This is a genomic window from Kitasatospora sp. NBC_01266 (assembly GCF_036242395.1).
In the GTDB taxonomy this organism is placed as follows: Bacteria; Actinomycetota; Actinomycetes; order Streptomycetales; family Streptomycetaceae; genus Kitasatospora.
In genome coordinates, this window is sequence record NZ_CP108458.1 from 5,351,508 (window position 1) to 5,376,554 (window position 25,047).

Consider the following 25,047-nt stretch of genomic DNA (forward strand, 5'->3'; position numbering starts at 1 on the left):
CCCGCCCCGGGCGCGGGTGGCAGCAGCGATGCCCGGCGGACTCGAGCTGCTCGGAGCTGCTCGGAGCTTCTCTGAGCAGTCGTCAGACCGGCAGCGACCAGGCCTGGTTCGCCTGATGGTCGCCGCAGGTCCAGACGTCCAGCTGGCTGCCGTCCGCCGTACCGCCGCCGTAGACGTCCAGGCAGAGCCCGGAGTCGGCGGCCACCAGCGTGCCGTCCGGCTGCGCGGTCCACTGCTGGCCGCCCGCGCCGCAGCTGCTCAGCGTCACCCAGGAGCCGGCCGAAGTGCCGGACTCGGTCAGGCACTTGCCGAGCGTGCCGATGGTCCCGTCGCTGTTCAGCGTCCAGCGCTGGTTGGCGTTGCCGGTGCAGGAGTAGAGGATCACCGGGTTGCCGTCCACCGTCGAACTGCCGGAGTCGTCAGCGCACTTGGCGCCGTTGCCGGTCAGCTGGCCGGTGGGCACCGGAGCCGCGCAGCCCTGCGGGGTGAGCCGCCAGATCGCCGTGCCGTGCGCGGGGACGGTGGCGGTCAGCGTCGAGGAGACGGTCGAACTCGCGCCGGTCCACAGGTCCTTGGCGCTCACCGTGCAACCGGGCAGGCCGATCGAGGCCAGCGTGGTGCTGATCGAGCTGGCGCTGCCGGTGCGGTTGAGCACGGCCACCGCGCGGTCGCCGTTCGCCAGCGGACGGGCCAGTACGTCGGTGCTGCCGTTGGTGGAGACCACGGCCGCCTGCTTGCCGGCGCTGTCCTGGTCGATCGCGACCAGGTCGGTGTTGCCGAGCGCGCTCAGCGCGGCGGGGGAGAGGTTGGCGACGTCCGAGGAGAGGATCATCGGCGCGGCCATCATCGACCAGAGCGCGATCTGGCTGCGCGATTCGTCGTCGGTCAGGCCGCCGTCGCCGGCGATCAGGAAGTCCGGATCGTTCCAGTTGCCGGGCTTGGCGTAGCGGCCGATCCAGCGGTTGTAGCCGTAGTTGGAGAGCACCGAACTCCACCGCGAGGCGGTCGGGTTGCTCGCGTCGAAGGTGGCGATGTCATAGCCCTCGCGCCAGAGCTGGCCGTCCTGGCCGACCCAGCCGAGCACCGAGAACCAGCTCGGGTTGCCCCACTCGCCGCTCTGGAAGTAGGCGGGCGCCGACTCCGAGAAGGTGATCGCCCGCCCGCTGCCGCGCAGCGCGGCCGCCTCGGCGTCGTAGGCCTGGTGGTAGGCCTGCTCCTGGGTCTGGCCGGGGGCGGTCCACAGGTTGCAGCCGTCCAGTTTGAGGTAGTCCACGCCCCAGGAGGCGAAGGTCGCGGCGTCCTGCGCGAAGTGGTCGGTGCCGCCGCCCTGCGGCAGCCCGCTGCCGGGGTAGCCGCCGCAGGTGGCCGAGCCGGCGTCCTCGTAGATGCCGAACTTCAGGCCCCGGCTGTGCAGGTAGCTGCCCAGCCAGGCCATGCCGTGCGGGAACTTGGTCGGATCCGCGACCAGGTTGCCGTCGGCGTCGCGGCTGCTCGCCATCCAGCAGTCGTCCACCGTCACGGTGGTGTAGCCCTTGGCGGCCAGGCCGCTGCTCACCAGGGCGTCGGCGTTCGCGGTGATGGTCGATTCGTCGATCCCGCACTGGTAGTGCGCCCAGTCGTTCCAGCCCATCGGCGGGGTGGCGGCCAGGACGGCGGCGGCAGCGCCGGGTACGGGAGCGGCGGCTGCGGGAGCGGCGGGAGCCGGGGTGGTGGCGGCCGAGGCGGGGGCGGCGGCGCCGGCCAGGGGGAGGGCGAGCAGGGCGCAGGCGGTGACCAGCTGGCCGAGGGCACGACGTGCCGAGGGCATGGTGGCTCCTTCCGGGCATGGGGCAGGGGAAGTGCGCAACCAGTGCAGCCGTGACGCTCATTCGTGTCAATAGAGCCGTCAAAACGCGCATGATTGCGCACTCTCGCCCGGTTGAGCGCCGTTCTTTCGCGCACCGCCCTGCGCGCCGGCCGCCCTCGTGCCCGGGTGCCGCCGTCTCCGGCCGTCCTCGTCCCCCGCTACCCGAGGTGCCCGGTCGCGTTCCACAGCTCGGGCCGCAGCCGCCCGCCCGCCGAACGCCACACGCTGGCCGAGCAGTTGCGCACCGGCGCGAGCTCCGGCAGCCGCTGCTCGGCGAGCCGGTCCAGGACGTAGCAGAGCATCAGCACCACGGTGTCGTGCGCCACCAGCAGCACCGGGTGCCCGGCCTCCTCGGCGCACAGGTCGCGCAGGCAGTCGCGCACCCGCAGCGCCACGTCCGACCAGCTCTCACCGCCCGGCGGCCGGTAGTACAGCTCGCCCATCTTGCGCCGCCGGGCCGCCTCCTCGGGGTGCCGCTTCTCGATCGCCGCCGCCGTGAGCATCTCCAGGATGCCCAACTCCCGGTCCCGCAGCCGCTCGTCGTAGCGCACCGGCAGCCCCACCGGCACCGCGCCGAGCCCGGCCGCCTGGGCGACCGCGATCCGCGCGGTCTCGGCGGTGCGCAGGTACGGGGAGCACCAGACCGAGCGCGGCCGGTCGGCGCCGGGCAGTTCGGCCCACCAGCGGCCGAACGCCTGCGCCTGGGACTGCCCGTGCATGGAGAGCGGGATGTCGGCGTCGCGGCAGGTGATCGGCACCTCCAGCGCGCCGGTGGCCTCGGCGAGCTGGAACTCCACGTTGGCGGTGCTCTCGCCGTGCCGGGTGGCGATCAGGACGGACGGCAGCGGCGGGCCGGCTGCCGGGGCACCGGTCGCCGGGCCGGTCGCGGGGGTGTCCTGCCGTTGGTGGCCGTTGAGGATGCTGCTCAGCTCTGGCATGGCGGTTGCTCCCCGTTGGTGTCTGTGGCCTGTCGGTGGCCGGTCTGGGGTACGGCGGGTGCGGCAGGCGGCTACCACCAGTTGTCCATACATATGATCGCGCCGCCACCCCCTCAGTGTTGAGGGAGGCGGCGGCGCGATCACAGGGCGCGCAACGGGGCGCTTAATGCGCCGCGACCGGCTGGGGCGCACCGGCAAGCTCGGGGTCGCCCTCCTCCGCGCTGTAGTCCGCCGCGGCGGTCTCGTCCACGCCGTCGGGCGTCTTCGCCGCCTTGAACACCAGGGTCAGCACCACCGAGACCAGCACGTTGAGCACGAAGGCGGTCAGCCCGATGTAGCCGATCTCGCCGATCCCGGGGATCGTCGCGCTGCTGCCGCCGAAGTGCTTGGTGGCGGGGGAGGCGATCCCGTACGCCTTCCAGGTCCCGTAGACCATGCCGACCAGCCAGCCGGCCAGCAGCGCCCAGCGGTGGAACCAGCGGGTGAAGAGTCCGGCGACCACCGCGACGAAGGTCTGCAGGATCCAGATCCCGCCCAGCAGCTGGAGGTTGATCGCCAGCTGCTTGTCCATCCCGAGCACGAAGACCAGCGCGCCGACCTTGACCAGCAGCGAGACCAGCTTGGCGACCTTGGTCTCCTGCTCGGGGGTGGCCTCGGGGCGCAGGAACTCCTTGTAGATGTTGCGGGTGAACAGGTTGGCCGCCGCGATCGACATGATCGCGGCCGGTACCAGCGCGCCGATCCCGATCGCCGCGAAGGCCACGCCGGTGAACCAGTCCGGGAACAGCCCGGCGAACAGCTGCGGCACCGCCAGCTGCGGGTTGTAGCCCTTGACGCCCTTGCCCACCCCGGCTGCGATGGCCAGGAAGCCGAGCAGCGCGAGCAGCCCGAGCATCAGCGAGTACGCGGGCAGGATGGCCATGTTGCGGCGCACGGTGGTGCGCGACTTGGCGGCCAGCACGCCGGTGACGGTGTGCGGGTACATGAAGAGCGCGAGCGCCGAGCCGAGCGCCAGCGTCGCGTACGCCCACTGCGCCTTCGGCCCGGTGACCATCGACCCGACCGGCTGCTTGGTGGCCGGATTGACGGTGCTCATCTTCTTCGCCGCCGCGTCGAAGATGTGTCCGTAGCCGCCCAGCCGCATCGGCAGGTAGATCACCGCGACGATGATCACGATGTAGACCAGGATGTCCTTGACGAAGGCGATCAGCGCGGGTGCCCGCAGCCCCGAGGAGTAGGTGTAGGCGGCCAGCACCGCGAAGGCCAGGAAGAGCGGCAGGTCCTTGACGAACCAGTTGGCGTTCGCTCCGCCGCCCACCCCCAGGGTGTCCAGCACCGCCTGGATGCCGACCAGTTGCAGGGCGATGTACGGCATGGTGGCCAGGATCCCGGTCAGCGCCACGGCCAGCGACAGTGCCCGCGAGCCGTACCGCCCGCGCACGAAGTCGGCCGGGGTGACGTACCCGTGCACCCGGGCGACCGACCAGAGCCGGGGCAGGAAGAGGAAGACCAGCGGGTAGGCGATGATCGTGTACGGCACCGCGAAGAAGCCCGAGGCCCCGGCGCCGTAGATCGCCGCCGGCACCGCGATGAAGGTGTACGCGGTGTAGAGGTCGCCGCCCAGCAGGAACCAGGTGATCCAGGTCCCGAAGCTGCGGCCGCCCAGGCCCCACTCGTCCAGGTGTAGCGCGCTGCCGGTGCGTCGCCAGCGCGCGGCCAGGAAGCCCAGCACGGTGACCAGCAGGAAGAAGAGGACGAACACCAGCAGGGCGACCGTGTTCACGCCGTGGTTCATCGCGCGGCACCTCCTCGGGCGGCCTTGCGCTGCCTCGCGTCGTGGTTCAGCAGCAGGTAGGCGGCGCCGGTGAAGAGCGCCGAGACCGGGATCCAGAGGATCTGGTACCAGTAGAAGAACGGGATGCCGCCGACCCTCGGCGTGAGGGACGCGTACGACGAGACCCAGAGCAGCGCGACGACCGGGACGGCCAGGCTGATCCCGGCCAGCACACGGGCGGGGGTGACGACCGGCAGCTGCCCCGGGGGCGCCGACGGAGCGTCAGGTTCGGTGGACATGGGGCGACTCCGGCACAGGCAGGGATCCCCAGCGGCGCCGCAGCACGCCGACCCGCGGCCGGTGCGTCCGCCGAGCAGCGCCCATGGTGATCGGCTTGACCCGGAATGTAGGGCACCTGACACCTCCGTGTCACTGGACAAAACGCGCGATCTCGGTGAGTGGACCGGCCGAACCGTGACTGCGTCCGGTCGACCGGCGGCCGATCGGCTCTCGAGAGGCTGATGGCCGGTCAAGAGTCGTTGACGGGCGGTCAAGAAGTGCTGACCGAATCCCGGGGCCTCAGGCCTCGACCACCGCGGCCACCACCGGTGCCGGCTCCTCGGCCGCCCGGTCCGGCCAGCGGATCCGGGCGGCGCACAGCGAGACCACGATCGCCGAGGCGGCCACCGCGCCCATGCCCCAGACCAGCCCGCCGGCGTTCGCGATGAACCCGATCACCGCCGGTCCGGCCAGCAGCCCGACCGTGCCCATCGCGGCGACCAGCGCCAGCGCGTCGGAGCCCTGCCGCGCGGCGGCCACGTACACGCACGGCGTCACGGCCGCGACGCCGAGACCGACGCAGGCGAACCCGAGCAGGGCCGGCGCCAGGCCGCCGGCCAGCAGGGCGAGCGCCAGGCCCGCACCGGCCAGTGCGCTGCCGGCCCGCACGATCCGCCCGTCGCCCCAGCGCTCGCGCCAGTTGTCGGCGAACAGGCGGGCCAGCACCATCATCACCGAGACCACCGCGATGCCCATCGGGGCCAGCGCCGAGGCCGCGTGGGCGACGCTCTTCAGATAGAGCGCCGACCAGTCGTTCATGGCGCCCTCGGTCACCGTGCCGAAGGCCATCGCGCACCCCATCCAGAGCGTCACCCGCGCGGGCAGGCTCCAACTACGCCGGGTCTTCGGCTCCTTCGCCCCGGCGGGCTCGCCCTGCTGATCCTCGGTCAGCAGCGCGGGGCGGGCGTAGGCGATCAGCAGCAGCAACAGGACGGCCGCCACCGCGAAGTGCGCCGCCAGGGTCGAGGTGAACGCGTTCATCGCGGAGGCGAGCAGCGCGGCGCCGAGCGACCCGGCGCTGAACGTCGCGTGCAGCTTGGCCATCGCGGTGCGCTGGTACCGGACCTCCAGCGCGGCACCCTGCGCGTTCATCGCCACGTTCAGGGCCCCGACAGCGACGCCGTCGCAGCACATCACCAGCAGTGCGACCGGGTAGTTCGGCAACTCGGCCATCGCGAGCAGGATCACGCCCAGGCAGAGCGCCGCGAGGAACGCCAGGCGCCGCGAGCCCAGCCGCTTCATCAGCAGGGCCACCAGCGGGAAGGAGGCCGCCGCGCCCACGCCGGTGGCCATCAGCAGCAGGCCCACCTCTGCCGCGCTCAGGTCCAGCTGCGCTTTGATCGTGGGAATCCGCGACGCCCAGCTGCCGTACTGGAATCCGAGAAAGCAGAACAACGCGGCAATCGCCAGCTGGGTCCGGCGGAATGGATCGCGGACGCGGAACATGTGAATCAGCCTACTTCGTCTTCCGGGGGTGATCCGGGCAGCGGATCGTTGGCGGGCCCTGTCTGCTCGGGCATATCCGCGGGCACCGCCCGGGACATGTACACCGCGTCCGATCCGTAACTCCGGGGAAGGGCGACCTCGGTGTGCGGGTGGAATCCGTTCGCCGACCAGAAGGTGTCGGCGCCGCCCACGGCGACCAGCGAGATCCGTTCATAACTCCTGCGGCCGGCCGTCGCGGTGAGCCGGCCCAGCAGTCTCTTCGCCAGCCCCCGGCCGCGCAGCTTCTCGGCGACGACGAGATCGTGCAGGTGCAGGTTGCGCGAGTGGCAGGCGGTCACCTCCGGCCGGGACAGGTCCGGATACCGGAAGGGCGGGTAGGGCAGGGCCAGCGCATAGCCGACCACCTGCCGCCCGCGCGCCAGCACGAAGCAGGTGTCCGGCGAGACCCGGCCCCTGGACTCCAGCGCGGCGCGGTCCTCCGACAGTTCGCTGTCGCCGTAGGTGCCGGCCTCCAGCGCGACGATGCCGTCCCAGTCGCCGTCGGATATCCGCCGCAGGCGCACGTCCTCGGTCATCGCCGCCGCTCCGCTGCCGTCCAGGAACAGGGCAGCGGACTGAATCCGTTGAATCCCTGGGTCATGTAACTGGTCGCATAGGCGCCGCAGGAGAATATCCAGACCGGATCCCCGGAGGCCGCCGCGCGGGGCACCTGGACGAGATTCCCGTCATGGAAGTAGGCGTCGTCGCTGTCGCAGGTGGGACCCGCCACGACGGCCGGCACGTATTCCTCGTTCGGGTGCGACGGGAATTCCAGCCGGTACTGCAGCTGGTCCATCTCGAACAGCCCGTTGAATTTCCCGCAGCTCAGATAGAGCCAGAACTGGCGCTCCCCGCTGAGCTGCCGGCGCACCGAGAGCCGGTACACATGGGCCCGGATCGCGCCGTGGTCGGCGACCAGGTAGCGCCCCGGCTCCATCAGGAAGTCCAGCGGGGCCGGCGAGGCCGCGCGCAGCTGCTGCATGCCCTCGCGGATCGCCGTGAAGATCTTGTCCATCGGCGGGTCGAGCGGCACTCCGCGCTTGTCGAGGTAGCCGGCGGCGGGCAGCCCGCCGCCGAGGTTGATGTGGTCCAGCGGGATCCCGCGCCGGTTCAGCGTCACCAGTACGTCGGCGAGCAGCTCGAAGGTCTCCCGCCAGGCGTCGGCCGTCATCTGCTGCGAGCCGACATGGACGGACAGGCCCGCCGGCCGCAGCCCGCTCGCGCGGGCCGCCTCCAGCACCTGGACGGCGTCCTTCGCCGAGCAGCCGAACTTCTGGCTCAGCCCCCAGAGCGCGCCGTCCCCGCTGGTCGCCAGTCGGCAGAACACCCTTGCGCCGGGCGCGTGTTCGGCGATCGCGGCGACATCCGCCAGGCTGTCGGTGGCGAAGTCGCGGACCCCGAGGCGGTAGGCCTCGGCGATGTTCCGGTCGGACTTGATGGTGTTGCCGTAGTGGATCCGCTCGACCGGTACGCCGGTGCCGAGGGCCTGGGCGATCTCGCCCGGACTCGCCGCGTCGAAGCCGGACCCCGCCGCCGCCAGGGTGGCGAGCACCTCGTCCACCGGACACGCCTTCATGGCGAACCGGACGGCCACGCCGGGCAGTTCGCGCAGCAGGGTGGCGTACCCCCGCTCGATTCCGGCGAGGTCGTAGACGAGCTGGTCCTCGGTGGCGGCGGCCAGGGCGGCGCGCAGCCGGGCGTTCTCAGGCATGAGTGAGGGGTCCGAGTCTCTTGCCGGCTCGCACCAGCGCTTCCCACGCGTCGATCAGCAGCGCGAAGTTCTCGATGTCCAGCCGCGCCTCTTCGAGCAACTGGTCGTGCCGGTCGGCGAGCTGGTCGGCGAACGTGGCGTACCTGCCGCCCAGCTTCCGGTAGGAGGCCGCCAGGCTCTCCAGCCGCCGCACGTTCTCCGCCTGGTCCAGGTCGGCACTGCGCCGGACGATCCCGGCGACCGCGTCGGCGCGCACCTGCTGCCGCTCGTCCAGCAGCGACTCGCCGGCCGCCGCCATCCGGTCGTAGCAGAAGTTGAAGTAGAGCATCGACAGGAAGAACTTGGCGAACCGCAACTGGTAGGCCAGGAAGCCTTCGTCGGTGCGCCGCTCCCCGGTGTAGAAGTTCACGATGTGGCGGTTGTGCAGCACCCCGGGCAGCTTGGCGTCCTGCACCAGGTGCATCAGGAAGTAGTCGCTGCCGATCGTGTCGGTGGCCGGCGGCAGCGGCACCCGCTCGTGCACCTGCTGGAAGCTGATGTTGCACATGTCCAGCCGCATCGGGTCGACGATGGCCAGCGTCGAGTGGTCCGCGACGAACGGGTCGGTGCCGGCGCCGGTGAAGGACTCCTCGACCAGGTCCCGCTTCTGCCGCGCCGACCAGTCGGCCGGGGCCCAGAGGCTGACCACGTCGTGGTAGACCTCGCGGTCCAGCTCGCGGATCTCGCTGATGTCCACCGACAGCTCACCCACGAAGGAACTGCCCACCAGCACTACCGGCTTGTGCGCGTGCGCCGGGTCGAGGGCGTTCTCGCTCACGCCGTCGACCGCGTCGATCGCGCGCCTGCCGAGCGAGCGCAGCTCGTGGTGGATCGGGAAGACCGGCTCGCCGTCCAGTACTTGGTAGTCGCTGTCCGAGTCGCGGCGGTGGACCGACTCGCAGCCGAGCGCGCTGCCGATCAGGAACGCCCGGTTGGTGCAGGCACCGTAGGAGACACCGGCCGGCAGCATCAGGTCGAGCAGCAGCTCGGGCTCGGCGACCTGGGCCTCCTTGATCACCCGCTGCAGGAAGTCCCGCTGGGTGTCCTCGTCCAGGTGGTGTAGCACCACGTTCGGCACCGGCCGCGCCGCGCCGACCAGTTCGGCGTGCTCGGCGAAGGTGGGCCGATCGGAGGAGTCCAGGATCAGCAGGTGCACCTCGACGCCGAACTGCTCGGCGGCGTAGCGTGCTTCCTCGCGGATCGCCGAAATCGTCGCGGCGCAGGCCCGGTTGGTGGGCAGGGTCAGGCAGATTCGGCGCATTCCCGGCCTCCCTCGACCTCGACCTGCTCGCCGTGCCAGGAGCGCAGCCCCAGCAGCTTCTCGCCGAGCTCGTTCAGCGTGGCGGCGCCGTACCGCAGCGACTCGTGCTTCACCGCGTCGCCGACCAGGGTCCGGTTCCAGGTCGGCGTGCTGACCTCGCGCCAGGACTCGACCCGGGAACGGCGCAGCTCCTCGGCCTCCTCCAGGGCGGGCATCATCGACAGGTACTGCACCGAACGCACCCCGCCCGCCGAGGTGTTGCGGGCCACTCCGTGCGCCAGCAGGCCGTTCCAGATCAGCAGGTCGCCGGCCTTCAACTCCGGTCGCACGATGGGGAACTCGTCGCGGTCGACGGCCGGCCGGATCGGGTCCCGGTCGGTCGGCTGCCCCAGCCTCCACTCCTCGAACCGGCGGAACAGCTCCGGGTCGCACTGGAACCCGCCGTGGTCGGGCCGGGTGTCGTTCAGCGCGATGATCCCCTGCACCCGCTGCGGCAGCACGCCGAGCGTGGTGTCCACGTCCCAGTGCAGCTCGATGTCGAAGCCCGTGTCGGTGGGGGCGATCAGCGCCCGGTCGCGGTTCCTGACGTTGGGCGGGTTCAGGTTGAGCCGGTCCAGCGTCACCCACAGCTCCTCGCAGTCCCACACGTCGACGAACGCGTCATAGACGCGCTGCGACTGGCGGCTGTCCCAGATCAGCTGGTGGTGGTACGCCTCGACGAACCCGTAGATGTGCAACTCCCGGTCCAGGTCGTCCCGGTACTCCCGCTCCTGGTACCAGGTGTCCGGCCGCTCGGGGTCGAGCCCCTGGAACTCCCAGGCGAAGTCGAGCAGCCGCCGTGCCGAGGCAGCGGGGATCGCCTCCTTGACGACGACGTAGCCGTACGTCTGCCAGTGCGCGAAGTCCGCCTCGGAGAGCACCCGCAGCGGCCGCGACTTCTCGATGTCCCGCAGCGGGGTCTGCGCGAGGTACGCCTCGGTGTCCGCGCTGAAGTAGGGGGTCGAGGAGGCGGCGCGGTGCAGGTATCTGGGGTCGGGCGTCGGCATGCGGTCACTCCAGAGCTCGAAAAGTGTGCTGTGGCTGAGGGGGAGGGCAGACCGGTCTGTTCCGGGCACGGCCCCAGCCATGGGGCTCTCACCTCGGCAAACTTCCGTTACTTCAACATTGGGCTAGACCAACTTGCCATGTCAACAGGCATCTTGGGGTGGTCGATCCAATGGGAGGTGATGAAGCCCCGTTTAAGGTGGGGCATCTGTTAAGAACCCTAACCGGGCGTCAGTTCGTGGTCCAGACCAATTGGGTGATCGCAGGGTTACGCGATGGCGGAACCGGCGGGTAACCATCCGCGACGCGCCGGCTCGACGGAGGTCGAGGGAGGTTGACGGAGCCCATGGGCGGCGGCATGATGACGGACTGCGTGGCCTACGCCGAACCTCCCCCGACCGTCCCCGGCACGGTCTCCCAGCGGAGGCAAAGGGACTAGCGTCTCAGGTCGCTGTTGCAGCCCGATCGCCTCGGGCGAGGTTGCCGGGGAACGATCGCTCAGGCGTGGAAGGCCGCGATGACAGCCCACAGGAACTTCAAGCGCCAGGTGCGCGCCCGCGCCGCCAAGACCGGCGAGTCCTACACCTCCGCCCTGCGCCACTTCCGGCCGACTCCGGCCGGAGACCTGGTGCCGGACGCCAGGACCCCCGGGAGCGTGCGGCTCGCCGTAGCGCAGACCCCCGTCCGCGAGGACCCCCGAGACGCCGCCGCCCTGCGCGGGAGCGGCCGCCAGGTCCGCGCGCTGATGCGCGAAGCCGGCGCGAGCGGCGCGCGGATCGTGCACTTCCCCGAAGGCGCGATCTGCGCGCCGCACAAGCGCGTCATGTCCGTCGACGGCCCGGACGCGGTCGGCCCGGCGGACTGGGACCGGTGCCAGTGGCCGGTGCTGCAGGCCGAGTTGGCCTCGATCGCGGAGCTGGCCCGCGAGCTGCGGCTGTGGACGGTGATCGCCTCGGCACACCGCTTGACCGAGCCGCACCGCCCGCACAACAGCCTCTACGTCATCTCCGACCGGGGCGAGGTCGTCACGCGGTACGACGAGCGCCTGCTGTCGAAGACGAAGGTCTCCTACCTGTACTCGCCGGGCAGCTCGCCGGTCACCTTCGACGTCGACGGGGTGCGCTTCGGCTGCCTGCTCGGCATGGAGATCCACTACCCGGAGCTGTTCGCCGAGTACGAGCGACTGGACGTCGACTGCGTCCTCCTCTCCACCACCGGCGTCTCCCCGGGCAACGCCGCCGCCCAGGCCCAGGGCCACGCCGCCGCCAACAGCTACTGGCTCAGCTTCTCGGTCCCGACCCAGCACAGCGCCACCGCGCCCGCCGGAGTCATCGCCCCCAACGGCGACTGGCTCTCGCGCTGCCCCGTGGACGGTTCACCCTCGCTGGCGGTGGTCGACCTGGACGACGCCGCCGAGGCCGCCGCCGAAGCGGTGACCCACGCCCGCCCCTGGCGCCGCGCAGCCCGCGCGGGCGCCCACGCCGGGCACCGGGTGGCCGACCCGCGCAGCGAGGACCGCACGGCGGCCTTCTAGCGCGGCGGGGCGGGGTCGGTGGCGAGGAGGGCGACCGCTGCCGGTCAGGAACTCGTGTAGCAGGACGCCTGGCCGTGTCCCTCGGAGAAGTCGAGCTCGTCCGGGTAGAGGTAGCCCATCGAGACACCGGCGGGGGTGGCGGCCGGCAGGGCCTGGGTGCAGGCCGCCTTGGCGGCGTCCTCGGCGGTGAGGGACTCGTTGAAGGCCAGCACGGGTGTCGCGTACACCCTGCCGTCATGGTTCTGGGCGCAGGGGACCAGAACGACCCACTGGATCCCGCCGCCGGCGTCCCTGGACTGCACCGTGAAGCAGTCACCCGGCCGCAGGTCGAACACGCTGGTCACCTGGATCGCGGAGACCCCGCCGCCCGGGTCCCGCTGGACGTGGTCGCTGAACATGTCGACCACGTCGTAGATCACCATGGGCCACACCAGCGCGGCGATCAGGCCGGTGATCGCCGCGCCCTTGCCGCGCTGCCCGCTGCGCCGCACCTGCACCAGCGCGATCACCCCGAAGACCAGGGCGAACGGCACCAGTGCCAGCAGCCCGCAGGTGCGCGCCCAGCGGGCGAAGCGGTTGGTCCCCCAGGGCGGACTGCTGGCGGCGGCAGTGCCGACCGCCGCCTCGCGCACCGTGGCAGAACCCTGCTGGCTCATCAACGCTTCCCCCTTGTTCGCACACCGCTGTGACACAGCGAAGCGAGAACTTAGTGGATCACGTCGCCATGCGGTACTTCTCGTGCGGGATGCCCCGTTCCCAGACCGCCTCGAAGGCCGAGGAGCAGAGCCGTACGGCGGCGCGGTCGCCGGTGAAGGTGTGGCCGGCCCAGGTGCCGTCGCCGGTGAACCAGCGGAAGAGCACCAGGCGGTCGTCGATCAGCCAGAAGTCGTTGCCCGGCAGGGCGATTGCGGACGTACGGCTCCTCGGCAGCCAGCGCACCAGTTCGCCGGCGGCGAGGTTGACGGAGGTGACCGCGTGCTCCCAGCGGACGTAGTCCGTCACCGGCTCGGAGACGATCCGAGCGCGGCGCAGCACCACACCCCGGCCCACCGCCTCCTGGACGAGGGGGACCCAGGCCGCCCAGCGCTCGGACTCGGGGTCCTCGTTCACCTTGCCGGAGCGTTTGAACTCCTCGAACTCCTCGGCCTCGCCGGAGACCGCGTAGCTGTCGCGCATCTCCAGATGCACCGCAGTGCTCCGCGCGCCCCTCAGCAGCGTGGTGAAGTCCGGTACGTGGTGCGTCATCGCCATCCTCCCGTTTTTGCGGTCACGATCTCCCGGGGCTGACGCACCGTCAAGGGGCGCACGAGGGGCTCAGGAGGGGGCGATGGTGCCGGTCTTCAGGCCCGTGACGAAGGTGGCGAAGGACGTGGTGGGGAAGGTGAGGGCCGGGCCGGACGGGTCCTTGGAGTCGCGGACGGGGGTGAGGCCGGTGAACTGACCGTCGGCCACCTCGACGCAGGCGCCACCGTTGTTGCCGGTGTAACTCGACTTGCGCCACCGGGCATTGGGCAGTCCGTTGCGCATGAGTAGAGGTCCTCTCGGGAGTTGGTGTGTGGTGTTGCCTCAATGAGTGTTGAGGAATCCGTCTTTCAGGTTCGCGATGAAGGTGGCGAAGGACGTGGTGGGGAAGACGAGCGCGGGGCCGGACGGGTCCTTGGAGTCGCGGACGGGGGTGAGGCCGGTGAACTGACCGTCGGCCACCTCGATGCAGGCCCCGTGGTTGTCGCTGTGGCTCGACTTGCGCCACCGGGCGAGGTCCAGGTCGTTGCTCATGAGTACATGTCCTGTCTGGCTGTGCGGATCAGGTCCAGGGACGCATCCTGCGAGAGGGCTGCGATCTGCAGGAGAGCATACTGACGCTGCCAGAGAGCAACCTTCGCGTGATCGCGCACCAGCGAGCCCTCGTGCAGAGACTCGCTGTATCCGACCACTGATCCGTCAGGAAGGTTCAGAAGGTGGAGTGATTGCCACATTGGAGATCGCTCACCCAACGACATTGGTGCCACCTGAAGGGCGATGTTGGGAAACTCGGCGACTGCAAGCAGGTGATCCAGCTGCTCGCGCATCACCTCTCGGCCACCGACCGGTCGCAGGAGTGCGCTTTCGTCAATGACAAAGAATGCAAAGGTCGGTGTCTCGGCGGTGAGGATTCGTTGCCGGTCAAGTCGTACGGCGATTGCCTCCTCCGTCGTGTCCGGGGCGTCATCGAGGAGGAGAGCCCCGGTGGAGAGCATCGCGCGGGCATAGGCAGGGGTCTGGAGCAGTCCTGGGATACATGAGGTCTCGAAGTTTCTCAGTTCGATGGCCCTGGCCTCGTCGTCCACGTAGTCCATGAACCCCTCGCGGAACGTCTGGGCCAACCGTCGCTTGACGAACGGCATCAGGACCGTCAGCGCCCCGCCCGTCAGCAGGATCTCGTCACACCGCGCCGCGAACCCGTCCTTCGGCGCCCGCGTCCCACTCTCGATCCGGCTCACCAGGCTGTCGTCGCATGGAATCCGCGACGCCAGCTGAGGCTGCGACATCTCCCGCAACTCCCGGTAGTGGCGCAGCATTCCACCGAACAGACTTCCGGGCGACTCGCTCGGATCCAGCTCATTCTTTCGACCCGCCATCGTGTTTCCCTTTCGTGCCAAGGGGGTTCAGCGCAACCGTCAACGGTCCGTCAGATCCGTCAACATGTCACCCCTGGCGAGAATATGCCCACGTGCCGATGCTGGAATCACACAGTCACCGCGCAGTCGCACTGAGCACTGAGCACTGCGCACTCCAGAACGGGACCCCACCCCATGCCCTCGCCACTCACCCGCCAACTCCGTGGTGCCCGCCAGGAAGCCGCCGACGCCCTGGACGAGTTCCTCGCCACCCTCGCGCTCGCGGGCATCGTGCTCCCCAGCGTCGGGGTCAACTGGCGGATGGGGGAGGCGACCGGCTACTTCCTGATCGACCTCGGCGCGGCCCGCCCGGACGTGGTCGGCAAGCTCACCGACGTGATGCGCAAGGGAATCGAGTCCGGTGGCTGACCGCAGCCCTCGCCCGCGCCTGCTGAACAAGAAGAAGACAAAGAGCACGACACAGAGCGCCCGCCCCTGCCCCCTCGGCTGGCCGAGCTGCCCCCTGTGCGAAAGGAACTGAAGCCCCCGTGAGCACCGACAAGAGCAAGAGCAAGCGCACCACCGGCAGCCGGATGACCCTCCACGTCTACCGCATCACGGCCACCGGCAAGCGCGTCACCATCACGCCCAAGCACACGGTCCGGGGCGAGCCCGGCTTCTTCCGGTCCCGCCTCTTCGACCAGTGGCCGGAGTGCGCCTGCCCCCGCCACGCGCGCACCCGGCCCTCGTGACCCACGGGCACCCGCCCCACCGGCTCGGCGACCCGGATCAGGATCGCGTCATCGCCGGATGAGCAAAGGCGGCGTGCCCTGCTCAGACCTCCCTGATCTCGGCGAAGTCTTCGGCGAATGCCTTCATATCGTCGTCGGTCGTCACCAAGGTGACCGGCCGGGGACAGCGGATCTTGGCAGTGGCCGCAATGATCGCGTCGATCGTGTACTTCGTGCCGTGTATCCCGGTCCTGTCGGCCAGAGCCCTGGCCTCGTTGATGATCTCCGGGTCGGTGTCGATCACCTTGACACCGGCAAGCTTCCAGCGGGCCGTTGACGCCTTGCCGCCGGGGCGGTGCGCCTCCACCAGGACGACACCGGCGGTGGCGACCAGCTGTCCGCGAGCCTGGGCTTGCGCGACGAGCAGCTGCACATCTCGTCCCTCCTGCCCGGTGGTGACGAGCAGGCTCACGCCTTGGCTGTCGAGGAACAGCGTTCCGGCTGATGAAGCGTCAAGCTGCGTGGCCTTTTTCGCGGCCATGTTCGGAGTCCCCTTCGAGCTGCGCTCGGTCAGGGGACGAGCCTACGCCGAGTTGAGTGGCTCGCTGGAACATCGCGTCGTACTCCCGCTCCTCTTCATCGGTCGGGGTACCGTACGCGGCCTTGTACTCCTCAGTGATCTTCGCCAGCGTCGCTTTCCTGATGGCGTCCGCCACCAACTCGGCGACGTACTGTGCCGTGTCCTGGTCCCCGGAGAGGTGGTCCAGCGTCTCCAGCAGGTCCGGACCGACGATCAGCGCGATCTCCACCTGGTCGGCCCCGAGATCGTGGGTGGTCGTGGGAGCACCCTCGCCGGCGGTACGGATCTCAGCGAGCATGGGATGCTCCTCTGTGTGCGCTCGGTCCGGGGCGCTTCCCCGGCAGGCAGCCCGCAAAAGGGGCCGTGAACTCACAGTAGCGCCGAGCCTGCCACTGCTGCCCGGCTTGGGCGACAGTGGCTCTCGCGTCACGTCCGACCGCTCCCGGCCGACTGCCTCAGCTGCTCGGCCGCTGCAGCCGCGTGATGAACTTGTACCGGTCCCCGCGATAGATCGACCGCACCCACTCCACCGGCGCCCCCTCGGCGTCGAACGAGTGCCGCGACAGCTGCAGCATCGGCAGCCCGAGGTCGGAGCCCAGCAGCCCCGCCTCGCGCGGGTTGGCCAGGGTGGTCTCGATGGTCTCCTCGGCCTCGGCCACCACCACGCCGTACACCTCGCGCAGCGCCGCGTAGAGCGAGTTGTGCTTGACCAGGTTGCGGCGCAGTGCCGGGAAGCGCTTCGCGGAGAGGTGGGCCACCTCGATCGCCATCGGGTCGCCGTTGGCCAGCCGCAGGCGCTCGATCCGCAGCACGCGGCTGCCGGGCTTGATGTCGAGCAGCGGGGCGAGGTGGTCGTCGGCGGTGATGTAGCCGACCTCGATCAGCCGGGAGGTGGGCTCCAGGCCCTGGGCGCGCATGTCCTCGGTGTAGGAGGTCAGCTGGAGGGCCTGGGCGACCTTGGGCTTGGCGACGAAGGTGCCCTTGCCCTGGATGCGCTCTAGCCGGCCCTCGACCACCAGCTCCTGCAGCGCCTGGCGGACGGTGGTGCGCGAGGTGTCGAACTGCGCGGCCAGCGCGCGCTCCGGGGGGACGGGAGTGCCGGCCGGCTGGGTCTCGGTGAGCTGGAGCAGGTGTCGCTTCAGTCCGTAGTACTTGGGCACGCGCGCCGCCTGGGCGTCGCCGGCCGTCGTCGGGGCCTGGGTGTCCGGCTCGCCCGCCTTGGGCTCGTCCGGCCGAAGCTGGGCCGTGGTGCCCCCGTCGCTGCTCATTGGCCGCTTCTCCACTCCTCGCGGGACCGCTCCGGCCCCACTACCTCGTTAACGGCACACATCGTTGCACGTATGCCTGGGCGACGGGGAGCGCATCACGCGATGAACGATGAGCGGTGTCGGCTTGATAACGGCTCGTTGCGTTTGCATGTCCGCCCGTTGACACCTCCATTGGTCTAGGCCAAGCTCCAGGCATCTGGTCTACACCACTGCAGGCCAACTCATGAATCCCCAGACCATCTCAGGGTTCGCGGCATCACTCCCTCCCGTTATGCGGGATATGTCGCCGGCCACCGATGGGGGGCACCCGGGCATCCCTCAGGAGGATGGCGTGAAGCGTCAGCTCATCGCGGCGGTCGGCGTCGCGGCAATGGTCGTCGGCGTCGCGGCCTGCGGCTCGTCCAGCAAGTCGTCGGACGACGCGGGCAGCTACAAGGGCAAGACCGTCACCATGTGGCTCATGTCCGGCTCGGCCCCGCAGGCCTGGCAGGACGGGGTCAAGGCCGACTTCGAGGCGCAGTACCCGGGTGCGAAGCTGAACATCCAGATCCAGCCGTGGGACGGCATCGGCCAGAAGGTCAACACCGCGCTCTCCGACGGCTCGGTGGACGTGCTGGAGGTCGGCAACACCCAGACCTCGGGTTACGCCTCCACCGGCGGTCTGATGGACCTCACCTCGGACAAGGCCGACCTGGGCGGCAACGACTGGCCGGCCAACCTGAACGCCTCCTCGGTGTTCGAGGGCAAGCAGTACGCCGCGCCGTGGTACTTCTCCAACCGCGTGGTCATCTACAACAAGGCGCTGTGGACCAAGGCCGGCATCGCCGCCCCGCCCACCACGCTGGACGAGTTCTACGGCGACCTGGACAAGCTCAAGGCCTCCGGCGTCGCCAACCCGATCTACCTGCCCGGCCAGGAGTGGTACACCTACTTCGGCCTGATCGCCGGCGACGGCGGCACGATCGCCAAGCAGAACGGCAGCCAGTGGGTCGGCAACCTGGAGTCGCCCGAGGCCAAGGCGGCCTTCGCGACCTACCAGAAGCTGCAGAGCTACTCGACGGCGCCGAAGGACAAGGACGAGGCCACCCCGGCGCAGTCCACCCTGTTCCCGCAGGGCACCATCGCCTCGATGATCGGCCTCGGCTGGGAGGCCCCGGCGCCCAAGGACATGCCGGCCGACAACGTGGGCTACTTCCCGATCCCCGGCCAGACCGCCGACAAGCCCTCCGGCGTCTTCCTCGGTGGCTCGAACCTGGCCGCCGCCGCGGACACCAAGAACCCCACCCTGGCCAAGGGCCTGCTCAAGATCGCCCTCTCGGACAAGTACGAGGGCATGATGGCCTCCGCCGGTCTGATCCCGAACAAGACCTCGCTGGACTCGCTGGCCAACACCCCGTTCGCGCAGGCGGCGCTGAAGGGTGCGGCCGTCGGCGCCACCACGCCGAACCTGCCGAACTGGTCGACCGTCGAGAACCCGCCGGCTCCGATCAAGGAGTTCATGACCGCGGTCCTGCAGGGCGCGGACTACGACACGGCCGCCAAGCAGTACGACACCCAGATCACCAGCCTGCTGAACCAGAAGCAGTAGTTCGCGAGCGGCGTCGCTCACCGGCTCTCCTGACGGAGGCGGTGGGCGGCGCCGTACCCCTGTTCTGTGGCCACTCAGTCGGGCCGGGCGTGAGGAAGAGAGATCGATGGCTGTTCAGTCGGAACCGGTGCGGGCGCGGACCCCGCGTGGATCGGGGACGGGCGACACCCTGAAGAGTGCCGGCAGACCGGCCGCCGGTCCGAGCCTGCTGAGCCGGGCCATGCCGTACCTGCTGCTGTTGCCGGCCACCGTGGCCACCCTGGCGCTGCTGGGCTGGCCGCTGCTCAAGACCGTGCTGCTCTCGTTCCAGAACCTGAACCGCCGTCAGCTGGTCCTGCACCTGACCGAGTGGAACGGCTTCGACAACTACAGGCAGCTGCTCACCAGCGCCGAGTTCTGGCACACCACCGGCCGCTCGATCGCCTTCACCGCCGTCAACGTGGCGCTGATCATGGTCGGCGGCACCCTGGTCGGCCTGCTGCTGAACCGGCTCGGCTCGAAGATGCGGCTCTTCCTGCAGATCGGCCTGGTGCTCGCCTGGGCGATGCCGATCGTGGCCCAGACCACCGTCTTCACCTGGCTCTTCGACCAGCAGTACGGCGTGGTCAACTGGTGCCTGAACGAGCTGGGTTGGCACAGCATGGCCAACTACGACTGGTTCAGCACCCAGCTCTCCACCTTCTTCGTGATCGTGCTGCTGATCGTCTGGGGCTCGATCCCGTTCGTCGCCTTCAACATGTACGCGGCGCTGACCACCATCCCGAACGAGCTCTACGAGGCCGCCAAGCTGGACGGCGCCGGCTCGGTCAAGATCTTCACCAAGGTGGTCTACCCCAGCCTGAAGCCGTTCTTCCTCGGCACGACCTTCCTCGAGGTCATCTGGGTGTTCAAGTCCTTCACCCAGGTCTTCGCCCTCAACCAGGGCGGCCCGCAGCGGCTCACCGAGACGCTGCCCGTCTACGCCTACATCGAGGGCAGCGGCAACTCGCACTACGGCGAGGGCGCGGCGATCGCCGTACTGACCATGCTGATGCTGGCGGTGCTGATGTCGTACTACTTCCGGATCATTCTGAAGCAGGAGGACGAGCTGTGAGGCGCTCGCTCATCGGACGCAGCTGGCCCAACATCGTCGCGGTCGTCCTCTTCGCCTTCTTCGCCTTCCCGGTCTACTGGATGGTGACCACGGCGTTCAAGCAGAACTCCGACATCATCAGCAAGACCCCGGTCTTCCTGCCGCTCGACGGCACCCTGGAGCACTTCTCCAAGGCCACCGGCGCCGCGCAGTTCTGGGAGATGACCGGCAACAGCCTGGTCGCCACCATCGGCGCGGTGCTCGCCTCGCTGGTGATCGCCACCCTGGCCTCGTTCGCGATCTCCCGGATGAAGTTCCGCGGACGCAAGGGCTTCGTGCTGGTGATCATGATGGCCCAGATGGCGCCCTGGGAGGTCATGACGATCTCGATCTACCTGATCGTCCGCGACCAGGGGATGCTCAACAGCCTGGTCCCGCTGCTGCTCTTCTACACCATGATGGTGCTGCCCTTCACGATCTGGACGCTGCGCGGCTTCATGGCCGCCGTGCCCAAGGAGTTGGAGGAGTCGGCGATGGTGGACGGTTGCACCCGGGCCCAGGCCTTCATCCGGGTGGTCTTCCCGCTGCTGGCCCCGGGCCTGATGGCCACCTCGCTGTTCGGCTTCATCACCGCGTGGAACGAGCTGCCGCTCATCCTGATCCTCAACAAGTCGACCGGGCCCGGCACCTCGCAGACCCTGCCGCTCTGGCTGACCGAGTTCCAGACCGTCTTCGGCAACGACTGGGGGGCCACCATGGCCGCTTCCACCCTGTTCGCCATCCCGATCCTGCTCGTCTTCCTCATCCTCCAACGCAAGGCTGTCGGTGGTCTGACCGCCGGCGCAGTGAAGGGCTGACCGACCGCCGTGAGCATCCTCATCCCGAGCATTGCGGACAGTGACCAGCTGCATCGCGACGCACTGACCGTCCTGCAGCCCGGCTTCGAAGGCACCACCGCCCCGCCCGAGTGGGTCTGCCGCCACCTGGCGGCCGGTCTGGGCTCGGTGGCGCTCTTCGGCCGCAACGTCACCGACCAGGCCCAGCTGGCGGCACTCACCGCCCAGTTGCGCCAGGAGAACCCCGATCTGCTGATCGCGATCGACGAGGAGGGTGGCGACGTCACCCGCCTGGAGGTCGGCTCCGGCTCCTCGTGGCCGGGCAACCTGGCCCTGGGCGAGATCGACGACCCGGCGCTGACCCGCGACGTGGCCCGCGAGCTGGGCCGGGCGCTGGCCGAGTGCGGCATCAACTACAACTGGGCGCCCTCCGCGGACGTCAACTCCAACCCGGGCAACCCGATCATCGGGGTGCGCTCGTTCGGCGCCGACCCCGAGCTGTGCGCCCGGCACACCGCGGCCTGGGTGGAGGGCCTGCAGTCGGCCGGTGTCGCGGCCTGCGCCAAGCACTTCCCCGGCCACGGCGACACGGCGATCGACTCGCACCACGGCCTGCCGATGATCGGCGTGGACGAGGACCTGCTGCGCTCGCGCGACCTGGTGCCGTTCCGGGCCGCCGTCGAGGCCGGCGCCAAGGCCCTGATGAGCGCCCACATCATGCTCCCGGCGGTGGACCCGGTCTACCCGGCCACGCTCAGCAAGGCTGTGCTGGGCGGGCTGCTGCGGGGTCGCCCGGAGGACGGCGGGCTCGGCTACCAGGGCCTGATCGTCACCGACGCGATCGAGATGGGGGCGATCGCCAACACGTACGGCATCGCGGAGGGGACGGTGCTGGCGCTGGCCGCCGGCGCCGACGCGATCTGCGTCGGCGGCGGGCTGGCCGACGAGGAGACGGTGCTCACCCTGCGGGACGCGATCGTGGGGGCGGTCCGCTCGGGCCGGCTGCCCGAGGAGCGGCTTGCCGACGCCGCCGCGCGGGTCCGCTCGCTGGGCTCCTGGGCGCGCATCTCCGCCCAGGGCGCGCCGACCGAGCCGGACCTGTCGATCGGCCTGCGGGCCGCCCGCCGGGCCCTGCTGGTGACCACCGACCCGGCGCAGCCGTTCGCCCCGGTGACGGACCGCCCGTGCGTGGCCTCCTTCTCGCCCGAGCCCAACATCGCGGTGGGCGACGTGACTCCGTGGGGCGTGGCCGGGATGCTGGCCGAGCGCTTCCCGGGTACCCGCGCGCTCAGCTTCACGCCTGCCGACGCCGCCGCCGACGGGCAGTTGGACGAGCTGGTCGCCCGGGTGCTGCGGGAGGCCGCGGACCGCCGGCTGGTGCTGGTGGTGCGCGACCTGCACCGGCACGAGTGGATGGCCGCCGCCGTGCGCGGCCTGCTGGCGACCCGTCCGGACGCCCTGGTGGTGGAGATGGGCGTGCCGCAGGCCGCCCCGGTCGGCGCGCTGCACATCGCCACCCACGGCGCGGCCCGGGTCTGCGGCCTGGCCGCCGTCGAGGTGCTCACCGGCCAGCCGACGGTGCGTACCCAGTAGGACTTTCTGACCGCCGCTCAACAGCGGGGCCCTGCGGAGGAATTCTCCTCCGCGGGGCCCCGCTGTCTTTCGCCGTCTTTTCGCGCCGCCGAGTTGTTCGAACTCCTGCTGAATTGGTCGTCCATCAATTGTCATGCCTTAAGCAAGGATTAAGACACGAATGCGCAACGGGAAGGCGGGAGAACTCCGGAATGCGTTGACAGCCGCTTTGGTCTAGGCCAGGCTCCTGCAATCTGGTCTGAACCACTCGGAGGATCATGTGAAGCGCCGTCAACTGCTGGCCGCGTCCGTCGTCATCGCCCTGGCCATGGGCCTGACCGCCTGCGGTGGCAGCGGTTCCGGGCCGCGGGCCACGCGGTCCGCGGACGCCGCGGCGCTCACCGGCACCCTCACCATCTGGCTGATGAGCGACGCGCAGACCAGCTGGCCGGACCTGGTGCAGCAGGTCAACGACGAATTCGGGGCCGCCTACCCGAATGTCACCCTGAAGCTCAGCTACCAGAGCTGGGCGGACAAGGTGCAGAACCTGGATACCGCGCTCAGCCAGGGCAAGGCACCGGACGTGGTCGAACTGGGCAACACCGAGACCGAGAAGTACATCCTGAACGGCGCGCTGGCCCAGGTCGACAAGACCGACTACGAGAACTCGGACAGCTGGATCCCGGGCCTGGAGAACACCTGTACCTACGACGAGAAGCTCTACTGCGTGCCCTACTACGCCGGCGCCCGGGTCGGCATCTACAACACCGCGATGTTCCAGCAGGCCACCGGCAGCACGGCGTTCCCGACCAACGAGGCCGACCTCACCGCGGCGCTGGACAGGATCCAGGCGGCGCACAAGGGCGACAAGTCCTTCTCCGCGCTCTACCTGCCGGGCCCGTACTGGTACGCCGCGATGTCCTACGTCGCCGCGTACGGCGGCACGATCGCCCGCTACGACTCCGCCGGCAACTGGCACGGCACCCTGGAGGACCCCCGGGCGCAGCAGGGCATCCAGCACTTCGTCGATCTGGTGAAGCGGTACAACCACGGCGATCTGACGGCCAATGAGCTGCACCAGTCCGACGTGCTGGGCAAGCAGGAGGCCGGGGTGATCTACGGCAACGGCTGGGAGGCGACCAGCGCGGTCACCGCGCCGGCCGGCAACCCGGCGCTCCAGGGCAGCCTGCAGCCGGCCATCTTCCCGGGGCCCAACGGCCAGCCGCTGCCCAGCTTCATCGGCGGCTCCGACCTCGCGATCACCGCCAAGTCGCAGGTCACCGCAGCGGCCACGGCCTGGATCAAGCTCTTCACCAGCGCCAAGTCCGAGGCGCTGCTGGCGAGCAAGAACATCCTGCCGAACAACCTCGCCCAGCTGGACCCGCTGAAGTCCAACCCGGCCACCGCCGCCGCGGCCAGCGCGGTGCCCAACGCCTGGTTCACCCCGGTGGCGCCCGGCTGGGCGGCGATCGAGAAGAAGGGCGTCCTGGTGACCATGTTGAACGCGATCCTGGCCGGGCAGTCGGTGGACCAGGCGACCAAGGCCGCCGACGCGCAGATCAACCAGCTGATCAACACCCAGTCCTAGAAAGACTGTTTCGCCCTGACCGGTTCTAGGATCGGCACTGCCCGCAGGATCGGCGGTGCCCGCGACCCTCGCCCCAGCAACGCACCGGAGGTCCACCTGATGTCCGACCAGCAGCCGCACCGCCCCGGGAAGATCATGGCGGCCGAGATGGCCGAGCAGCCGGCGGTGCTACGGCGCCTCCTCGACGAGGGCGCTCCCCGGATCCACGAGATCGCCGCCGAGATCGCCGGCCGGGAGCCGAGGTTCGTGCTGCTCACCGCGCGCGGCACCTCCGACAACGCGGCGCTCTACGCGAAGTACCTGATCGAGGTGCTGCTCGGCAAGCCGGCCGGGCTCACCTCGATGTCCACCACCACGGCCTACGGTGCCAAGCCGGACCTGCGCGACGTGCTGGTGATCACGGTCAGCCAGTCCGGCGGCTCGCCCGACCTGGTCGCCTCCACCAAGGCGGCCCGAGAGGGCGGCGCGATCACCCTGGCGGTGACCAACAACGCCGCCTCACCGCTCGCCGAGGTCTCCGAGTTCCACATCGACGTGCTGGCCGGAGCGGAGAAGGCGCTGCCGGCCACCAAGACCTACACCGCCGAGCTGCTCGCCCTCTACCTCTTCGTGGAGGGCCTGCGGGGCCGTGAAGGCGCCGCCGCGAAGGGGCTGCCGCAGCTGGCGGCCGGGGTGCTGGCCCGCCGGGGGGAGGTGAAGGCGCTGGCCGAGCGCTACCGCTTCGCCCAGCGGCTGGTGATCACCTCGCGCGGCTACGGCTATCCGACCGCCCGCGAGGCGGCGCTGAAGCTGATGGAGACCAGCTACATCCCGGCCACCCCGTTCTCCGGTGCCGATCTGCTGCACGGGCCGCTGGCGATGGTGGACAACGTCTCGCCGGTGATCGCGATCGTGCCGGACGGCAAGGGCGGCGAGGCGCTGCAGCCGGTCCTGGAGCGGCTGCGCGGCCGGGGCGCGGATCTGGTGGTGATCGGCCGGCAGGAGCAGGTGGACGCCGCCTCGGCGGGCTTCGCGCTGCCCGGCGGGGTGCCGGAGGAGGTTCAGCCGATCCTGGAGATCCTGCCGCTGCAGCAGCTCGCCTACGAGGTCACCATCGCGCGCGGCCAGGACCCGGACGCGCCGCGCGCGCTGGCCAAGGTCACCGAGACCCGCTGAGCCGAGCCGCCCGAGCCGGTGTCGCCGCCGGCGCCGGATCCCGGCTTCGGCTCCGGAAAACACTACGGGCCACGGCGCCGACACAGGAC

The 25,047-nt window shown here is 70.0% G+C and carries 26 protein-coding genes; 9 read left to right on the forward strand and 17 right to left on the reverse strand.

Annotated elements, in window-relative coordinates:
• Nucleotides 1-82: 82 nt before the first annotated feature.
• From OG403_RS23410 to OG403_RS23450, 9 genes are all read right to left on the reverse strand, one after another.
• Nucleotides 83-1,807, reverse strand: coding sequence for a ricin-type beta-trefoil lectin domain protein (locus OG403_RS23410; RefSeq protein WP_329567481.1), 1,725 nt, complete (start codon nt 1,805-1,807; stop codon nt 83-85).
• Between the two features lie 197 nt (nt 1,808-2,004).
• Entirely contained in the window at nt 2,005-2,784 is a 780-nt protein-coding gene (locus OG403_RS23415; RefSeq protein ID WP_329567483.1) for a histidine phosphatase family protein, read from the reverse strand.
• A gap of 163 nt (nt 2,785-2,947) precedes the next feature.
• Entirely contained in the window at nt 2,948-4,579 is a 1,632-nt protein-coding gene (gene mctP / locus OG403_RS23420; RefSeq protein ID WP_329567484.1) for a monocarboxylate uptake permease MctP, read from the reverse strand.
• The gene (locus tag OG403_RS23425) at nt 4,576-4,857 is read right to left on the reverse strand and encodes a DUF3311 domain-containing protein (protein ID WP_329567486.1); all 282 of its coding nucleotides are present in this window, start codon (nt 4,855-4,857) and stop codon (nt 4,576-4,578) included. The genes mctP and OG403_RS23425 overlap by 4 nt, the downstream gene beginning before the upstream one ends.
• 280 nt (nt 4,858-5,137) lie before the next feature.
• A complete protein-coding gene (locus OG403_RS23430) occupies nt 5,138-6,343 on the reverse strand; it encodes an MFS transporter (protein ID WP_329567488.1) in 1,206 nt (401 codons plus the stop codon).
• A 5-nt stretch (nt 6,344-6,348) separates the two neighbouring features.
• Nucleotides 6,349-6,918: a GNAT family N-acetyltransferase gene (locus tag OG403_RS23435; RefSeq protein ID WP_329567490.1), complete on the reverse strand. Its 570-nt coding sequence runs from the start codon at nt 6,916-6,918 to the stop codon at nt 6,349-6,351.
• Entirely contained in the window at nt 6,915-8,093 is a 1,179-nt protein-coding gene (locus OG403_RS23440; RefSeq protein WP_329567493.1) for a type III PLP-dependent enzyme, read from the reverse strand. The genes OG403_RS23435 and OG403_RS23440 overlap by 4 nt, the downstream gene beginning before the upstream one ends.
• Nucleotides 8,086-9,393, reverse strand: coding sequence for a DUF6271 family protein (locus OG403_RS23445; RefSeq protein WP_329567496.1), 1,308 nt, complete (start codon nt 9,391-9,393; stop codon nt 8,086-8,088). Before OG403_RS23445 ends, OG403_RS23440 begins: the two co-directional genes overlap by 8 nt.
• The gene (locus OG403_RS23450; protein WP_329567497.1) at nt 9,375-10,439 is read right to left on the reverse strand and encodes a phytanoyl-CoA dioxygenase family protein; all 1,065 of its coding nucleotides are present in this window, start codon (nt 10,437-10,439) and stop codon (nt 9,375-9,377) included. The genes OG403_RS23445 and OG403_RS23450 overlap by 19 nt, the downstream gene beginning before the upstream one ends.
• Before the next feature lie 515 nt (nt 10,440-10,954).
• Between OG403_RS23450 and OG403_RS23455 the strand changes: the two genes are divergently transcribed.
• Entirely contained in the window at nt 10,955-11,971 is a 1,017-nt protein-coding gene (locus OG403_RS23455; RefSeq protein WP_329567499.1) for a carbon-nitrogen hydrolase family protein, read from the forward strand.
• A 44-nt stretch (nt 11,972-12,015) separates the two neighbouring features.
• Here the strand turns inward: OG403_RS23455 and OG403_RS23460 are convergent, their stop codons facing one another.
• The 5 genes from OG403_RS23460 to OG403_RS23480 all read right to left on the reverse strand — a co-directional run bounded on the left by OG403_RS23460 (nt 12,016) and on the right by OG403_RS23480 (nt 14,589).
• The gene (locus OG403_RS23460; protein ID WP_329567501.1) at nt 12,016-12,627 is read right to left on the reverse strand and encodes a DUF4190 domain-containing protein; all 612 of its coding nucleotides are present in this window, start codon (nt 12,625-12,627) and stop codon (nt 12,016-12,018) included.
• Between the two features lie 58 nt (nt 12,628-12,685).
• Nucleotides 12,686-13,216, reverse strand: coding sequence for a DUF6879 family protein (locus OG403_RS23465; RefSeq protein WP_329567505.1), 531 nt, complete (start codon nt 13,214-13,216; stop codon nt 12,686-12,688).
• A 69-nt stretch (nt 13,217-13,285) separates the two neighbouring features.
• A complete protein-coding gene (locus OG403_RS23470) occupies nt 13,286-13,498 on the reverse strand; it encodes a DUF397 domain-containing protein (protein WP_329567507.1) in 213 nt (70 codons plus the stop codon).
• Nucleotides 13,499-13,537: 39 nt separating this feature from the next.
• Entirely contained in the window at nt 13,538-13,747 is a 210-nt protein-coding gene (locus OG403_RS23475; protein ID WP_329567509.1) for a DUF397 domain-containing protein, read from the reverse strand.
• Entirely contained in the window at nt 13,744-14,589 is an 846-nt protein-coding gene (locus OG403_RS23480) for a helix-turn-helix domain-containing protein (RefSeq protein ID WP_329567511.1), read from the reverse strand. Before OG403_RS23480 ends, OG403_RS23475 begins: the two co-directional genes overlap by 4 nt.
• Nucleotides 14,590-14,763: 174 nt before the next feature.
• Between OG403_RS23480 and OG403_RS23485 the strand changes: the two genes are divergently transcribed.
• Both OG403_RS23485 and OG403_RS23490 read left to right on the forward strand, forming a co-directional pair.
• The gene (locus OG403_RS23485; RefSeq protein ID WP_329567513.1) at nt 14,764-14,997 is read left to right on the forward strand and encodes a hypothetical protein; all 234 of its coding nucleotides are present in this window, start codon (nt 14,764-14,766) and stop codon (nt 14,995-14,997) included.
• Between the two features lie 119 nt (nt 14,998-15,116).
• Nucleotides 15,117-15,320: a hypothetical protein gene (locus tag OG403_RS23490; protein ID WP_329567515.1), complete on the forward strand. Its 204-nt coding sequence runs from the start codon at nt 15,117-15,119 to the stop codon at nt 15,318-15,320.
• 82 nt (nt 15,321-15,402) lie between these two features.
• Here OG403_RS23490 and OG403_RS23495 read toward each other — a convergent pair whose 3' ends face one another.
• From OG403_RS23495 to OG403_RS23505, 3 genes are all read right to left on the reverse strand, one after another.
• On the reverse strand, nt 15,403-15,840 hold the full coding sequence (locus tag OG403_RS23495; RefSeq protein ID WP_329567517.1) for a PIN domain-containing protein: 438 nt from the start codon (nt 15,838-15,840) through the stop codon (nt 15,403-15,405).
• Nucleotides 15,812-16,177 (reverse strand): hypothetical protein, encoded by a 366-nt coding sequence (locus OG403_RS23500; RefSeq protein WP_329567519.1) that lies wholly within the window; start codon nt 16,175-16,177, stop codon nt 15,812-15,814. Before OG403_RS23500 ends, OG403_RS23495 begins: the two co-directional genes overlap by 29 nt.
• Before the next feature lie 157 nt (nt 16,178-16,334).
• On the reverse strand, nt 16,335-17,147 hold the full coding sequence (locus OG403_RS23505) for a GntR family transcriptional regulator (protein ID WP_329567521.1): 813 nt from the start codon (nt 17,145-17,147) through the stop codon (nt 16,335-16,337).
• A 331-nt stretch (nt 17,148-17,478) separates the two neighbouring features.
• On the opposite strand from OG403_RS23505, the gene OG403_RS23510 reads away from it, so the two are divergent.
• The 6 genes from OG403_RS23510 (at nt 17,479) to OG403_RS23535 (ending at nt 24,958) form a co-directional block, all read left to right on the forward strand.
• Complete coding sequence (locus OG403_RS23510; protein ID WP_329567523.1) at nt 17,479-18,735, forward strand: extracellular solute-binding protein; 1,257 nt, start codon at nt 17,479-17,481, stop codon at nt 18,733-18,735.
• Nucleotides 18,736-18,841: 106 nt separating this feature from the next.
• On the forward strand, nt 18,842-19,828 hold the full coding sequence (locus tag OG403_RS23515) for a carbohydrate ABC transporter permease (protein WP_329567525.1): 987 nt from the start codon (nt 18,842-18,844) through the stop codon (nt 19,826-19,828).
• Nucleotides 19,825-20,664 (forward strand): carbohydrate ABC transporter permease, encoded by an 840-nt coding sequence (locus tag OG403_RS23520; RefSeq protein WP_329567527.1) that lies wholly within the window; start codon nt 19,825-19,827, stop codon nt 20,662-20,664. Before OG403_RS23515 ends, OG403_RS23520 begins: the two co-directional genes overlap by 4 nt.
• A 9-nt stretch (nt 20,665-20,673) precedes the next feature.
• Entirely contained in the window at nt 20,674-22,236 is a 1,563-nt protein-coding gene (locus OG403_RS23525; protein WP_329567529.1) for a glycoside hydrolase family 3 protein, read from the forward strand.
• Nucleotides 22,237-22,543: 307 nt separating this feature from the next.
• Nucleotides 22,544-23,803, forward strand: a complete 1,260-nt coding sequence (locus OG403_RS23530; RefSeq protein WP_329572489.1) for an extracellular solute-binding protein — start codon at nt 22,544-22,546, stop codon at nt 23,801-23,803.
• Nucleotides 23,804-23,902: 99 nt separating this feature from the next.
• On the forward strand, nt 23,903-24,958 hold the full coding sequence (locus OG403_RS23535; protein WP_329567531.1) for an SIS domain-containing protein: 1,056 nt from the start codon (nt 23,903-23,905) through the stop codon (nt 24,956-24,958).
• The last annotated feature ends 89 nt before the right edge of the window (nt 24,959-25,047 follow it).

Excerpts from the sequence above, each read along its gene's own strand:
- OG403_RS23410 (WP_329567481.1), bottom strand. The coding sequence starts at position 1,807 with ATGCCCTCGGCACGTCGTGCCCTCGGCCAGCTGGTCACCGCCTGCGCC.
- OG403_RS23415 (WP_329567483.1), bottom strand. The coding sequence starts at position 2,784 with ATGCCAGAGCTGAGCAGCATCCTCAACGGCCACCAACGGCAGGACACC.
- mctP (WP_329567484.1), bottom strand. The coding sequence starts at position 4,579 with ATGAACCACGGCGTGAACACGGTCGCCCTGCTGGTGTTCGTCCTCTTC.
- OG403_RS23425 (WP_329567486.1), bottom strand. The coding sequence starts at position 4,857 with ATGTCCACCGAACCTGACGCTCCGTCGGCGCCCCCGGGGCAGCTGCCG.
- OG403_RS23430 (WP_329567488.1), bottom strand. The coding sequence starts at position 6,343 with ATGTTCCGCGTCCGCGATCCATTCCGCCGGACCCAGCTGGCGATTGCC.
- OG403_RS23435 (WP_329567490.1), bottom strand. The coding sequence starts at position 6,918 with ATGACCGAGGACGTGCGCCTGCGGCGGATATCCGACGGCGACTGGGAC.
- OG403_RS23440 (WP_329567493.1), bottom strand. The coding sequence starts at position 8,093 with ATGCCTGAGAACGCCCGGCTGCGCGCCGCCCTGGCCGCCGCCACCGAG.
- OG403_RS23445 (WP_329567496.1), bottom strand. The coding sequence starts at position 9,393 with ATGCGCCGAATCTGCCTGACCCTGCCCACCAACCGGGCCTGCGCCGCG.
- OG403_RS23450 (WP_329567497.1), bottom strand. The coding sequence starts at position 10,439 with ATGCCGACGCCCGACCCCAGATACCTGCACCGCGCCGCCTCCTCGACC.
- OG403_RS23455 (WP_329567499.1), top strand. The coding sequence starts at position 10,955 with ATGACAGCCCACAGGAACTTCAAGCGCCAGGTGCGCGCCCGCGCCGCC.
- OG403_RS23460 (WP_329567501.1), bottom strand. The coding sequence starts at position 12,627 with ATGAGCCAGCAGGGTTCTGCCACGGTGCGCGAGGCGGCGGTCGGCACT.
- OG403_RS23465 (WP_329567505.1), bottom strand. The coding sequence starts at position 13,216 with ATGACGCACCACGTACCGGACTTCACCACGCTGCTGAGGGGCGCGCGG.
- OG403_RS23470 (WP_329567507.1), bottom strand. The coding sequence starts at position 13,498 with ATGCGCAACGGACTGCCCAATGCCCGGTGGCGCAAGTCGAGTTACACC.
- OG403_RS23475 (WP_329567509.1), bottom strand. The coding sequence starts at position 13,747 with ATGAGCAACGACCTGGACCTCGCCCGGTGGCGCAAGTCGAGCCACAGC.
- OG403_RS23480 (WP_329567511.1), bottom strand. The coding sequence starts at position 14,589 with ATGGCGGGTCGAAAGAATGAGCTGGATCCGAGCGAGTCGCCCGGAAGT.
- OG403_RS23485 (WP_329567513.1), top strand. The coding sequence starts at position 14,764 with ATGCCCTCGCCACTCACCCGCCAACTCCGTGGTGCCCGCCAGGAAGCC.
- OG403_RS23495 (WP_329567517.1), bottom strand. The coding sequence starts at position 15,840 with ATGGCCGCGAAAAAGGCCACGCAGCTTGACGCTTCATCAGCCGGAACG.
- OG403_RS23500 (WP_329567519.1), bottom strand. The coding sequence starts at position 16,177 with ATGCTCGCTGAGATCCGTACCGCCGGCGAGGGTGCTCCCACGACCACC.
- OG403_RS23505 (WP_329567521.1), bottom strand. The coding sequence starts at position 17,147 with ATGAGCAGCGACGGGGGCACCACGGCCCAGCTTCGGCCGGACGAGCCC.
- OG403_RS23515 (WP_329567525.1), top strand. The coding sequence starts at position 18,842 with ATGGCTGTTCAGTCGGAACCGGTGCGGGCGCGGACCCCGCGTGGATCG.
- OG403_RS23530 (WP_329572489.1), top strand. The coding sequence starts at position 22,544 with ATGGGCCTGACCGCCTGCGGTGGCAGCGGTTCCGGGCCGCGGGCCACG.
- OG403_RS23535 (WP_329567531.1), top strand. The coding sequence starts at position 23,903 with ATGTCCGACCAGCAGCCGCACCGCCCCGGGAAGATCATGGCGGCCGAG.